A 12,946-nucleotide genomic window follows, 5' to 3' on the forward strand; every position below is an offset into this window, starting at 1 on the left:
ATCCATCATCACCTTGTTACGACATCTCCTTTGGGCACATCAAATAAAATATCGGTTCCTTGTTCCAGTCTTGTAATGGTTACACCTTGTCCGTAGATAAGCTTGACCCGGCGATGCACATTGTATAGCCCGATCTGGTTACCAGGCATACGGTCGTGGTAGACACGCTCAATAATATCTGCACTGATGCCTGCCCCTGTATCACTGACACTGATTCGTACAAACTCCGGATAATCCTGTACCCGAATTCGAACAGTCCCGGGTCCTTTCACCTTGAGAATGCCATGAATAATTGCATTTTCGACGAGCGGTTGGATAACAAGACTCGGAATATGCACCGCAACCTCATCAATGTCATAAATCACGTTAAGTCGACTGCCGAAGCGAGCTTTCTCAATCTCTACATAATTGCGGACCTGCTCCAGTTCCTTATGAATATCGATTAACTCATCCGACAGCTCCAGATTGTAGCGCATGTACCCGGATAGGTTCACAATCAGCTCCCGTGCACGATCCGGTTTGGTTCGGATGGACGAAGCAATCGCATTCAGCGCATTAAACAGAAAATGAGGATGGATGGTTGTCTGTAACGCACGCAGCTCTGCTTTGTTGGCAGCAGCCTTGATCTCCTCTACCCGCGATACCTCCATCTGGGTCGAGATGATCTGCGACAAACCTACAGCCATCGTTTGCAATGGATACGTAATTTTGTACGCTTTGCGATAATAAATTTTCAGCGCACCTGTAATGTCTCCTCGTTCTTTGAGCGGAATGATTAACAGCGAGTGGATATCCGGTGTTTTTTCATCAATGACATCATTACTAATCGTAATCTCCCCGCTGGATATCGTCTTCTTCGTCATCTCACTAATAATCTCATTACCAATATGATATCGTTCCTCACCAAATCCTACATACGCCAGTACATTCCGAGTATCCGTAATTGCAACCGCATCAGCCTGAATATCTTCCTGAATAATCCGGCAGATCTTACGCAGAGACTCCTCATCAATGGAACGGAAATACGGCAAGGTTTTGTTCGCAATCTCCAGCGCCAGCTTGGCCTGACGAGCTGCAATCATCTCCTTTTCCCCTTCAACACTCTGCACCAGGAGCACAATCAGTCCAATATTGACTTCACCCAGAATCATAGGCAGCGCAATCTGCGAAACAATATCGGCACCCAGTGGATCGGGGTAGGAAAATAGCAAAATCAGTAACATCGTCAGCGCTTCAATGATCATTCCGGCACCAATACCAATAATCCATCGCTTGGGCTTGGGCGTATACTTATGTATATATCCGGATACCAGACCTGCCAGGATACTCGTGATCAGACAAGGTATGGCTGTAACTCCATCCATATCAATTAAATACCGATGCACCCCGGAGACAATACCCGTAATAATTCCCACAGGCGCTCCGAACAAAATACCACCCGATAACACGGCGATGATCCGCACGTTTACCAGTGAACCTTCAACATTAATCCCCGTATACGTCCCGAAGATGGCAAAAGCACAAAATAACAAGGTAACCGCAATATACTCCTGCCACCTTAATTTCCCCTTTTGCAGAATCTGCCTAAACCTCGGCACCCTCGACAGAAAGAATAAAAATATAATCAACAGCGCCGCCCGTTCAAATAAACCCAGCAGCATCGTAAACATTTCCAATCGTACTTCCTCCACATCTGTTTGAAATAAAAACATGTCTCATCTTAACGCAATTTCCTTCATCTCGTATGCAACAGTTTACCGCTCCCCCCAGAGGAAAGCAAAGTCCATCCTGTGAAAATGCATCAACAATACTGCACTATGCCCTATAACGGTTCATCCCTTAACTTCTATGAAAATGTCCGACTCCAGAAAACCTATGTTATAATCAGTTGTCATGTTATTCCAATTATTCAATGAAATTAATACAGAAAGGTGTTCATGCATACTTGCCATTCTACTCCTAGATTCATTTTTTCTTTTTAGTGTTATATGGTTCACCCTATACTTTATCTCCAAACGAAGCCAACATCCCGATCGATTATCGGCGATTGTCCTGCGAATAATCTTAAGCATCTCAACTATGGCACTCATCGTTCAAGTCTACATACTTAAAGGAAACCCGTATGACTTTATTTTAATATTAGTATTTATCGCTTCATTAATAGCCACTCGTTCTTCATATGCGGAATATAAAAAGGAATAAGCGTACTCATACGTTTTAGGGATTGACAACACACCTCTAACAAATAACAAACAGTAAATAGTATCTCTAATGAAATGCAGCGGATTGTACTAAATATCAACAGAACCAAAATCTCCAAAAAAATCCTATCTCTATCCATCATTGTCCTTACAAACAAAAAGGGTGTTCCATAAGTCATCTGACTAGTGGAACACCCTTCATGAATTACCACACCAACTTGAGTGTATCTTGGCCTTTATAAGTTGGAGAGGGAAGAACCAATCTGAAGAAGCTAAGCGAGCGCCTCTATCTTGTATTTCACCCTTTTCAGCTGAAGACAGGGAAATTATAAAGAGGCAAGTCTCCAATCAAAAGCGAGTGATGGGCCAAATTGTAATTCATTGTAATTTATATCGAACCTACATTTCTACCAATTGTAGCTCCCCTCATTTAGTCATATTGTACAAAGCTTTTACGACATTCTTCACAGCATTGCTAGAAAGTATTTTTTCTAATTCTTTTTTAAACTCATCTTCATGATCTATCTGATAATACCCATAATTTGAAGGACCATACCCTAATTCTTCCCAAATATTGCCTTCAATGCGTAATTCTAGTGGGTAAGGTATGATATTATGAGAAATATCTAATATGGTAAATTGATAATTTGGTAAGAATTCACTTTTGATTTGTAATTCAAAAGTAAAATTATTATTATTATCAGATAAATCTTCTTGATTGATAACCTCTACTTCTCCATACAATCTACCTTTCGTTAAAATTGTTAGATGCTTTGCTTGTTCATCTAACAATGATTTTGGTGTTACATAAGAATCTAAATTACCAAAATCCCCCCATAAACTCGTCATTTGAAAAACCTCCTTAATTAATAGAAAATTTGATTGGTAAATGATCACTTAACAGAATTTTTTTTTCATCAAGTAGTTTCTCTTTTTTTATATAAGTTAATATTTCTAATTTACTAAACCTCTCAATCAGTTTTGGTCTAACTAGTACCTGATCGAATAAATTCCAATATAACCCATCACTATTAGGAGATGCATGTAAATAAGTACCTGGAACAGTATCTTCATCACCTAAAAATCTCCACATAGGATTGTAAAACATTTCATAGTAATCGTCATCCAGTATTCGTTTGATTTTATTAGCTTCATATTTTGTTGGGAAAGCATGAAGTCTCCCAGCACCTATCATACCAACTTCAAAAGGATTCATATTAAAATCCCCTAAAAGAACGGTGTTTTTCGATTTAACTCTATCCTCAATACTGATGATTTCGTTGTAAAAATTAGCTGATTTTAAAGTGAAGTCATTTTCTCCTTTCCACAGCTTACTAAAAAAATGCACGGCGAATAAAGTTATATATCCCAACTCTTCATGTGGCAACCTTAAGGCTAGATAATGTCTTTTATCAGCTAAACGTTGTACATTTCCATTAGGAAAACTCATAAAAATTTTAATTCGTTCATATCCAGGGAGAGAATTATATTCATACATAGGATATTCCTCACTCAGAAACAACTCATGTAAATTTCTAGTACTATCTTTATATTCTGCTATAACCAAAACATTTATATGATTCTCTACAGTGGCACTAACAATAGCCTCATCTATACTTTGTCGGTCGATATTCCAAAAGAGAAAATTCATTGTAATCACCACTTATTTTATTTTACAATATCAAACTTGATTAATATATTAGCCTGAACATTTAAATCCCAAATAAATCAGTAGATGGAGTGGCAATTCTAATCAATAAATAACCTTCTCAATATACTTACTTTGATAGAGGACCTCGTGGCACGCCTTCACAAAGAGCTACTTTTATCTAATTAAAAATTCGTATACCTCCGATTATCCGCTTTCCTCCAGTGTGAAAGTGCGAGTTAAACGGAATGGTACAGTTAATAAAATTATTTTAGCACAATCTAAAGACTAGCGTTACCTATATTCTAAAGCCAACTCATAATGGATGTATAAAGCTCGCAACTGCGTGTAACTAAAGAAGGGGCTGTCCCATAAGTCATAAAATGGCTAGAGACAGCTCTGTTTTCAAAATTGTAAAACAAAAAGAAACCGTTCCTTGGTAAAATGGAAGTGCGACCCACCATTTGAAAGGAGACGGTTTCTTTGTACATTCAATATACCATGGATCAACTTTTCTTGCCAATGGATTTGGAGACAGATATCCCCAAAAATCACCTCGTTCGTGTTGTGAATAACGCAATCAATCGCCTCAGCGATTCCATTTTTAACTCGGCGTATCCTGGCGGGGGTCGCCATAGCTATCATCCCAAAATGCTCACCAAAATCATCATCTACGCCTACACCCAGCGCATCTATTCTTCCCGGCAAATTGCCAAGGCGGTTCGCGAAAATATCATGTTCATGTGGATAGCCGGGCGGCAACAACCGGATTTCCGGACCATTAATCGCTTTCGTTCCGAGCGGATGAAAGAGGTCTTGGAAACTGTGTTTACCCATGTGCTGGAGCTGTTGGTTCAGGAGCAATACGTGTCCTTGGATCACTATTTTTTGGACGGAACCAAGCTTGAAGCGAATGCGAATCGCTACACCTTTGTGTGGAAAAAAGCCGTCGTCAAGCACCAGGCCAAGCTGCAAGAAAAAGTACATACCTTGTTTCAAGCCATCGAAGAAGCGGAAAACGAAGAAGATACCCTCCACACCGGAACCGACCTGCCTGAACTTGGCGAAGTCTCGGCTCTCACTGCGGAAAAACTGGAACAAGCCGTCAAGCAATTGGAGGAAAAGCTAAGCGAAAAACCGAAGAGCAAAACATTAAAAAAAGCGGTGCGACAGTTGTGCAAAGACTTCCTGCCCCGGTTGCAAAAGTATGAGCATCAGATCCAAACTGCTGGTGAGCGGGGCAGTTACAGCAAAACCGATCCAGATGCGACGTTCATGCGAATGAAAGAAGACCACATGCGAAATGGTCAACTAAAGCCTGGATACAATGTACAAATCGGAACGGAAAACCAGTTTGTATTGGGCTACAGTGTACACCAGCGGCCCACGGACACCAAATGTCTGAAACCGCACCTGGATCATCTGGAAGAGCAGCTTGGTAAAAGAGTGAAAACCGTCATTGCCGATGCCGGGTATGGAAGCGAAGAAAATTACAGCTATTTGGAAGAAAAAAACATCCACGGCATCGTCAAATACGGAACATACCATAAAGAGAAAACGAGGGCATGGAAGCAAGCGCTGGGCAAAGTGGACCACTGGAGCTACAACGAAACCGAAGATACATGGACCTGTGCGGCAGGGCAAACGTTACCATTCCGGTATGAAAGTCAGGCGGTCACGGAGAGTGGCTACGCGATTCGAACCCGCCATTATCGAAGTGCAGACTGTAGCGAATGTCCCCTGAAAACCAAATGCACAACAGCGAAAGGCAATCGGGAGATTACCGTCAGTCTTACCTATATGCGTCAAAAAAACGAGATGCGGGAACGGTTACGTAGTGAGGAAGGATATACCCTTTCAGTTCGGCGCATGACGGAGCCTGAGAGTGTGTTTGGACAAATTAAAAATAACCGGGGATTCCGAAGATTCCTGCTTCGCGGCTTGCAAAAAGTGAGCCTGGAGGTTGGGTGGCTTTGCCTTGCCCACAATCTACTCAAAAAAGCCACATTGACAGAAAAACGCAAAAAGGACAAAGCAGAATAAACCTCTGCTTTGTCCTTTTTTGAACGTATGCGTGGTATTTCTTTTTGCCTATACTTTTTTCAAGGGCTTTTGAGACAGCCCCTTCTTACATTACAACACCAACTTGAGTGTAATTTGGCTTTGCTAAAGTCCTTCCGTTTACACAACAACGGAGAGGACAGAAATAACCTAAAGAAGCGAAGCGTGCGCCTTTATCCCCGGATTTTACCCTTGGAAAGGGCCATTCAGAAAATCCGGAGATAACAGCGCTCCGAAGGTTATTCTGTCATCGTAGTGCCCTCCGTGTAAACACCCCACTTTATCCCACCCAACATTACATCTAATCCTACCTAAACATCCCCCACAGCTTAATCAAATGAAACGTATTGTTTGGATCAATCTTCTGCGCGAGCACAAAAGCAACAAACTGCTCCTCCTGCGCTGTAGAGAAATTCTCATTCATAATGACTGCCGAAGACTTGACCAACCTTCTGACCTTGGCCTTATCTTGCAGATCAGACTTGGTCACGCCATCAATCAACTTTTTGATACGCTCTTTGACAGCGGGATTTTTCATCTTTAATTTGATCCGCTCCACCAGCTGCGGACTGATTCCATATTGTTGGTAACCCAAAACGTATAGCACCTCCCAAAGAATAAACTCACTTCTTATTCATATGTCGGGAGGGCTTGTACACTTGTCTTTTTTTACAAAGGTAATACGAAAAACCAGTCGCCATGGGCAGCTTTAGTCAATCAGATCACCTTTAAATACTTGCTGTTGCTGTAGAAAATCACGCAGAGGTGTATAGTCCACAGACGTCCAGAAATCCGCTTCTGCAATCAACTGGGATACATCATCTCTGGCTTGTTCCAGCACAGCAAAATCTGCTACCATGTCGGCAAGACGGAACTCGGGTAATCCGCTCTGTTTTGTACCAAAGAAATCACCTGGACCCCGAAGATCCAGATCCCGACGCGATACCTCGAATCCATCCTCGGTCTCCGTCATGACCTTCATGCGCTCCTGTCCAACCTCCGTCTTGGGATCAGCAATGAGTACACAATAGGACGCATGAGCCCCACGACCAACCCGACCACGAAGCTGATGCAGCTGGGACAGACCGAAGCGGTCCGCATCCATAATGACCATTAGCGTTGCATTCGGCACATCGACCCCAACCTCCACAACGGTAGTCGAGACGAGAAGCTGAATATCATTGCTGTAGAAGTCACGCATCATCTCTTCTTTCTCCGCAGCCGTCATCCGTCCATGCAACAGACCTACACGATATTTCGGAAAGTTCTGCTGCATCTGCACATGCAGATCAATGGCATTCTGCACATCAAGCTTCTCCGACTCTTCAATAAGGGGACAGATCAGATAAGCCTGACGGCCTTGATCCACTTCTCTGGAAATAAAACCGAGCACCCGCTCCATCATATCGTGCTTGACCCAATACGTAGAGATCGGAATCCGTCCCTTCGGACGTTCTGAGATCGTGGATACTTCTATGTCACCAAAAGCAGTAATGGCAAGTGTCCGTGGAATTGGCGTAGCCGTCATCGTTAACACATCTGGATTATATCCTTTGCGTCGTAAAACGCTGCGCTGATTCACACCGAAGCGATGCTGCTCGTCCGTCACCACAAGGCCCAGATCACGGAAGAAGACATCTTCCTGAATCAGGGCGTGTGTACCTACCACAATATCAATCATGCCCATTTGCAACGAGGCGATCAGATCTTTACGTTTACGGCCATTTACACTGCCCGTTAACAGCCCTACGGTTACCCCAAATGGTTCAAACAGCTTTTGCAGTGAGCGCATATGCTGCTCCGCCAGAATCTCCGTAGGCACCATCAGAGCCCCCTGAAAACCGGATCGAACAGTTGTGTATAGCGCAATCGCCGCAATAACCGTTTTACCCGAACCTACATCGCCCTGCAATAACCGGTTCATTGCATAGGGCGAACGCATATCATGCAAAATTTCAAGCTCCACCTTTTTCTGAGCATCTGTCAGTTCAAAAGGTAAGCTACGTACAAACTCGCGAATCGTCGTATTATCCGTAGTATGTACCACGCCATCCATGCGATTTCGATTCAACGCACGATAAGCCTGCATTTTCAACTGGAATAGAAACAGCTCTTCATACACCATCCGCTGTCTCGCCTGCTGACCTTCCCGGTTGTCCTGCGGACGATGAATCCCCGCAATTGCCTGCTTGCGTGGCATCAAACTGTATTTCTTCATCAACGATTGGGGCAGAATCTCGGGAATCATATCACCGAATTGAACTAACCCCTGATTGATCGTTTTGCGCATCCATTGTTGGGTCAGCTTGCCGGTTACCGAATATACAGGTTGCAATGTGCCTGAACGCCCATCCCCTTTATCCGGGAACTCCGAGTCTGTCACCGTCATCTGCATACGCTTTTGTTCCCATTTCCCTGTGATCACAATCTCCCGATTGGGCGTAAGCTGTTCTTTGAGAAAATGGCGATTGAACCAGGTGGCGGTAATCATCCACTCTTCCGTCATGATCTTACAGGTGAGACGGGACTTTTTGCCGTATCGTTGTAATACAGGAATACCCATTACCTGTCCCTGGACCGTGATCTTGTCCCCATCTTTCACTTCACTAAGGGAGCGCAGACGATAGTCCTCATAACGGAACGGATAATATTCAAGCAGGTCTTTAACAGTAGAGATGCCAAAGGCGTGAAGCTCTCCCTCTTTGAGAGCACTCACGCCGTTAATTTGCTTAACTGATATTTCTTCCAATTTCATGTCTAATCCCTCATTCCGGAACAGGCCACATAAAGATCGCAATGACACCAGGTCCAACATGACTGCCTATTACGGCTCCGATATTGGTATAGATCACTTCATTCAGTGTAAAATGACCACGCAGCTGCTCTGCACAAGCGATCGCTGATCCCGGGTCTGCGGTATGACCTACCGCCAGGTTCACCCGTTTGCCTGCAAGATCCTTCTGGAACAGTTCAATAATGCGTGCCATTGCTTTTTTATGACCTCTGACTTTCTCAACTGCATAGATCACGCCTTCTTCATCAATAGACAGGATCGGCTTAATGTTAAGCAACGTTCCCAAGATGGCTGAAGCTTTGCCAATCCGACCGCCCTTTTGCAGATACTCAAGGGTATCAACGAGAAAGAACAATTTACGAGATTGTTGCATCCCTTCAATAGCGGCAGCGATTTCGACTGCTGACTTGCCCTGTTCGGCAAGTTCAGCAGCCTGTACTACCATCAGACCGTATCCATAAGATGCTGACTTCGAATCCAGCACGGTGATGTCACCCTCACGCTCCAGCAAAGACTTGCCGAGCATGGCCGATTGATAGGTACCACTCATGCCGGATGACAGGTGGATCGATACAATCGGACGTTCCGGGTTCTCATCAAGCAGTGCCTGATATACATTCATGAAATCCGTTGGAGATGGCTGTGAAGTTGTAGGCAACACAGATACCTTCTTCAATTTTTCATAGAACTGTTCCGAAGTCAGATCAACGCCGTCCGCATACGTTTCTTCCCCGAACAGAACACGCAGCGGAACAATGTGAACCCCGTATTTGCGAATGAGTTCTTCTGGAATATCTGCCGTACTGTCCGTTACAATTGCAACCTTGTGGCTCATGACTCTCCTCCTCTTCGCTAAAGTGCTATAGTGCATGTTCAAGCAGTCAATTGGAGACTTTTTGAACAACCTCTATTAGGACTCCACGGAGAACAAGTAATAGTACACAGGCTGTCCTCCAAGATGTACCTCTACCTCAGCATCAGGATACTGTTCTTCAAGCCATGCAGCGAGGGCAGCGGTAACCTCAGGGTCAGCTTCTTCCCCTTCAAGGATCGTCACCACTTCATCTCCACTCTCCATCATCTGCTTGAGCAGACCTTCACATGCTTGAAGCATGGTTTCATCCGTCGCTACAATTTTGGAGTTATGAATACCGATATAGTGCCCCGCCTTAATATCTAATTCATCGTATTGCGTATCGCGAACCGCATGAGTCACTTGACCGGATTGCACCCGGCTAATCGCCTCGAGCATCTGGTCACGGTTCGTTTCTGCAGACTCATCCTCTTGGAAAGCAAAAGCCGCAGCCATTCCCTGTGGAATCGTCTTGCTTGGAATGACCGTAATCCGACGCTCGTCTTCAAGCAATTCACGAGCCTGCTCAGCAGCCAGTACAATGTTAGAATTGTTCGGGAGTATAAATACCTGCTCCGCAGCAATGGAACGAACGGCTTTCACAAAATCCTCCGTACTTGGATTCATCGTCTGTCCACCAGACAGAACGACATCGACGCCAAGACTTTGGAAGATCTCTGCAATACCATCACCGGAGGATACCGCAATAAAACCGTACGGTGCCATCTCATCCGCAGGAAGCACAGCCTCTTCAAGGCTACGCGCTGCCTCAGGTGGAATCTCTGCAAACAATTCAGGTGAAGGAGCAATGTCCATACCTGCCGTCAGGAGATCCCGATGCTGTTCACGCATATTGAGAATATGAATCTGTGTGATTTCACCATATTGAAGTGCCAGGTTTAAAACATCCCCTGGTGTCTTGGAATGGACATGAACTTTGATCACTTCATCATCGGCAATGATAATGATTGAATCCCCATTTACTGACAACGCTTTCCGGAATGCTTCGTCATCGAATGCCACTCCTGCGTTCTCTCCAAGCTCACGATTAATGAAGAATTCCATGTCATACAGGAATTCAATATCTTCCGTTTCCAATCTCGCCTGAGCGGACAACGGCATCTCTGGTGCAATCACCTGCTGCTGTGCAGGTTTCTTGACAACCACTTCTGCCAGTGCAGCCGGTTTCAAAGCAGATGCTGCCACGGATGGAGTTACTTCTTTCTTCAAAGAAGTACGATTCACTCCGTCACTTTGAAGCAATACTTCCATAAAGCCCTCGTAGATATATACAAGCCCCTGACCACCTGAATCCACAACACCAACCTGTTTCAGTACAGGCAGCAATTCCGGAGTCATTGCCAGTGCTTCTTTTGCTTTTAACAAAACTTCATTCATTAATTCAGTAATATCATTCGTCCGTCTTGCGTAGTAATTGGCATGTTTAGCCGCTTCCTTGGCTACGGTAAGAATGGTCCCTTCAACGGGCTTTACGACAGCTTTGTAAGCTGCATCAACACCGTTCTGCAGGGCTGCTGCGAATTGGAGCGTATTCAGTTCCTCATAGGGAGCAGCTGAACGACTAAATCCACGGAACAATTGCGATAGAATAACTCCCGAATTTCCCCGTGCGCCCATAAGCAAGCCTTTCGATAAAATACCGGCAGCTTCGCCGATGGAGGCAGAACTTTTTCTTTTAATCTCTGCAACTCCTGCACTCATTGTCAAATTCATGTTCGTTCCCGTGTCACCATCCGGCACAGGGAAAACATTCAGGGAATTGACGTGCTCTGCATGCTGTCCAAGTTGTTCCGCTCCGGCAAGTACCATTGCGGTGAAATCTGTTCCATTTAAAGAACGTATACTCAAGTGAGAATTCCCCTTCCTAGCTTGATACACGAACACCTTGCACCAAGATGTGTCTGGTCTGTTCATGCGCTAACGCGGACTGCGTTATTCTTCGTCCATACCTTGTCCGGCACAGGCATACAATACATAATGTCAGCCGGATTAACGGTCTGGGCGGCCGGGCTACCAATATCCTGCACTCTCTGCACCCCTAACTTCGGGGCATACGGATATGCACCGGTATCAAGAGCCGGCATGAATGCCGCATGGAGACTGGTGCCAATGATGGAATGCCGCAGCTCACAGCGTTGCCAAAAAGCAGACCACCGACCTCTAAGTACGGTTTATTCTCCGACTTCCTCGCGGCAACAGCCTGTTCACCACTGTATTATGGACTATTCAACATTGTACTATATTAGACAGGAGAAATAAATAAAGTTTTTGGATCAGTTGACGAAGCTTTTTTGATTATGATATTATATTCAAGTATTGTTTTATGCAGGTTAAGTAATGGAAATGATCCGGTCATGCCGGCTTAAACAACACCATTAGCTACTGAAACCTGATCTTCTCGGTCAGGAAGAACAATTTAGTCCTTATGGAATGACTTCTCGTTTCCGAAGGCAACTGGTTATTTTAGGATAGGAGGTGTAATCTATGTCTCGCAAATGTTATGTGACAGGTAAGAAACCGGGCACCGGTAACCACGTATCCCACGCTAACAACCGTAACCGTCGTACTTGGGGCGTAAACGTTCAGAAGGTCCGCATTCTCGTTGACGGTAAACCAAAACGTGTATACGTAAGCACCCGTGCACTGAAAGCCGGTAAAGTGACTCGCGTATAATCACGCAAAGCTACTATAAATCGGGTAAGCAAAAAGCACCTTGTTCCTTGCAGGTGCTTTTTTGGTATTCAAAAAAGGAATGCATGAATACGCTCATTAACATGTGAATGGCCGCCGCATGACGCTTCGCAGGTACGAATTCCAGATAAGCCTGAGCCAAAGCGGCGGTATTCCCTGTTACCTCATCAATCTGATCAGTTCTTTTGAAACGTATTAAGAATCGCCTTTACAAACCCTCCCAAAAACTTCGGCAGTTTGAATGTGTAAAATTTCATAATTCACCCTCCCCATCATGCTCATGCGTCCGCCGTATCCTATGCTCCAGGCCTTCTTTACCTCTAACACGACAAAAAAGGCTACATGAGAAACCTGCTCATGTAACCATATTTATGCGGAACCTTCGATCCCTATTCCACAATGACAAGCCCGAAGATCAGGTCATTTACGATTGGGTAGGAATATATTGATAGACAGCGATCATGAAAACGCTCAGTAAATAATACAGTATGCTGAATATGACAAAAGTAACCCGATGTCCCGTACGATCAAATTTGCGGAAATACATAATAACAACGCCCACCCCGATCAATGATGTAATGGCGTTATACGGGGATTGAATAACCGCAAACAAAGCAAGCACAAGTCCCGTCGCGAGACTCGCAGCCATCGTCCACAGCGTCTCCTTGAGGGTCATA

Annotated in this window: 11 protein-coding genes; 2 read left to right on the forward strand and 9 right to left on the reverse strand. The window is 44.4% G+C overall.

The genetic code is table 11. The annotated features are described in order from the left end of the window. Positions 1 to 8: 8 nt before the first annotated feature. The 3 genes from MHI06_RS19620 to MHI06_RS19630 form a co-directional block, all read right to left on the reverse strand. On the reverse strand, positions 9 to 1,670 hold the full coding sequence (locus tag MHI06_RS19620) for a sensor histidine kinase (RefSeq protein ID WP_340402153.1): 1,662 nt from the start codon (positions 1,668 to 1,670) through the stop codon (positions 9 to 11). A gap of 957 nt (positions 1,671 to 2,627) precedes the next feature. Beyond that, positions 2,628 to 3,050 carry a hypothetical protein gene (locus MHI06_RS19625; RefSeq protein ID WP_340398829.1) on the reverse strand — a complete coding sequence of 141 codons (423 nt, stop codon included), beginning with the start codon at positions 3,048 to 3,050 and terminating at the stop codon, positions 2,628 to 2,630. 13 nt (positions 3,051 to 3,063) lie between these two features. After that, positions 3,064 to 3,852, reverse strand: coding sequence for a hypothetical protein (locus MHI06_RS19630; RefSeq protein ID WP_340398830.1), 789 nt, complete (start codon positions 3,850 to 3,852; stop codon positions 3,064 to 3,066). 480 nt (positions 3,853 to 4,332) lie between these two features. Between MHI06_RS19630 and MHI06_RS19635 the strand changes: the two genes are divergently transcribed. After that, complete coding sequence (locus MHI06_RS19635; protein WP_340398831.1) at positions 4,333 to 5,892, forward strand: IS1182 family transposase; 1,560 nt, start codon at positions 4,333 to 4,335, stop codon at positions 5,890 to 5,892. A 325-nt stretch (positions 5,893 to 6,217) separates the two neighbouring features. Here the strand turns inward: MHI06_RS19635 and MHI06_RS19640 are convergent, their stop codons facing one another. The 4 genes from MHI06_RS19640 to MHI06_RS19655 all read right to left on the reverse strand — a co-directional run bounded on the left by MHI06_RS19640 (position 6,218) and on the right by MHI06_RS19655 (position 11,426). After that, the gene (locus MHI06_RS19640; RefSeq protein WP_062835347.1) at positions 6,218 to 6,505 is read right to left on the reverse strand and encodes a stage VI sporulation protein F; all 288 of its coding nucleotides are present in this window, start codon (positions 6,503 to 6,505) and stop codon (positions 6,218 to 6,220) included. Positions 6,506 to 6,619: 114 nt separating this feature from the next. Beyond that, complete coding sequence (gene recG / locus MHI06_RS19645) at positions 6,620 to 8,665, reverse strand: ATP-dependent DNA helicase RecG (RefSeq protein WP_062835348.1); 2,046 nt, start codon at positions 8,663 to 8,665, stop codon at positions 6,620 to 6,622. A gap of 10 nt (positions 8,666 to 8,675) precedes the next feature. After that, positions 8,676 to 9,539, reverse strand: coding sequence for a DegV family protein (locus tag MHI06_RS19650; RefSeq protein WP_340398832.1), 864 nt, complete (start codon positions 9,537 to 9,539; stop codon positions 8,676 to 8,678). 75 nt (positions 9,540 to 9,614) lie between these two features. Further along, positions 9,615 to 11,426 carry a DAK2 domain-containing protein gene (locus MHI06_RS19655; protein ID WP_340398833.1) on the reverse strand — a complete coding sequence of 604 codons (1,812 nt, stop codon included), beginning with the start codon at positions 11,424 to 11,426 and terminating at the stop codon, positions 9,615 to 9,617. Positions 11,427 to 12,062: 636 nt separating this feature from the next. Here MHI06_RS19655 and rpmB point away from each other — a divergent pair. Next, positions 12,063 to 12,251: a 50S ribosomal protein L28 gene (rpmB, locus tag MHI06_RS19660; RefSeq protein ID WP_017687459.1), complete on the forward strand. Its 189-nt coding sequence runs from the start codon at positions 12,063 to 12,065 to the stop codon at positions 12,249 to 12,251. Positions 12,252 to 12,445: 194 nt separating this feature from the next. On the opposite strand, the gene spoVM is transcribed toward rpmB, so the two are convergent. Both spoVM and MHI06_RS19670 read right to left on the reverse strand, forming a co-directional pair. After that, positions 12,446 to 12,526, reverse strand: coding sequence for a stage V sporulation protein SpoVM (spoVM, locus tag MHI06_RS19665; protein ID WP_019424875.1), 81 nt, complete (start codon positions 12,524 to 12,526; stop codon positions 12,446 to 12,448). Between the two features lie 167 nt (positions 12,527 to 12,693). Beyond that, positions 12,694 to 12,945, reverse strand: coding sequence for a hypothetical protein (locus MHI06_RS19670; RefSeq protein ID WP_169481517.1), 252 nt, complete (start codon positions 12,943 to 12,945; stop codon positions 12,694 to 12,696). Between the last annotated feature and the right edge of the window lies 1 nt (position 12,946).

This window comes from Paenibacillus sp. FSL H8-0079, assembly GCF_037991315.1.
Taxonomy (GTDB): Bacteria; Bacillota; Bacilli; order Paenibacillales; family Paenibacillaceae; genus Paenibacillus.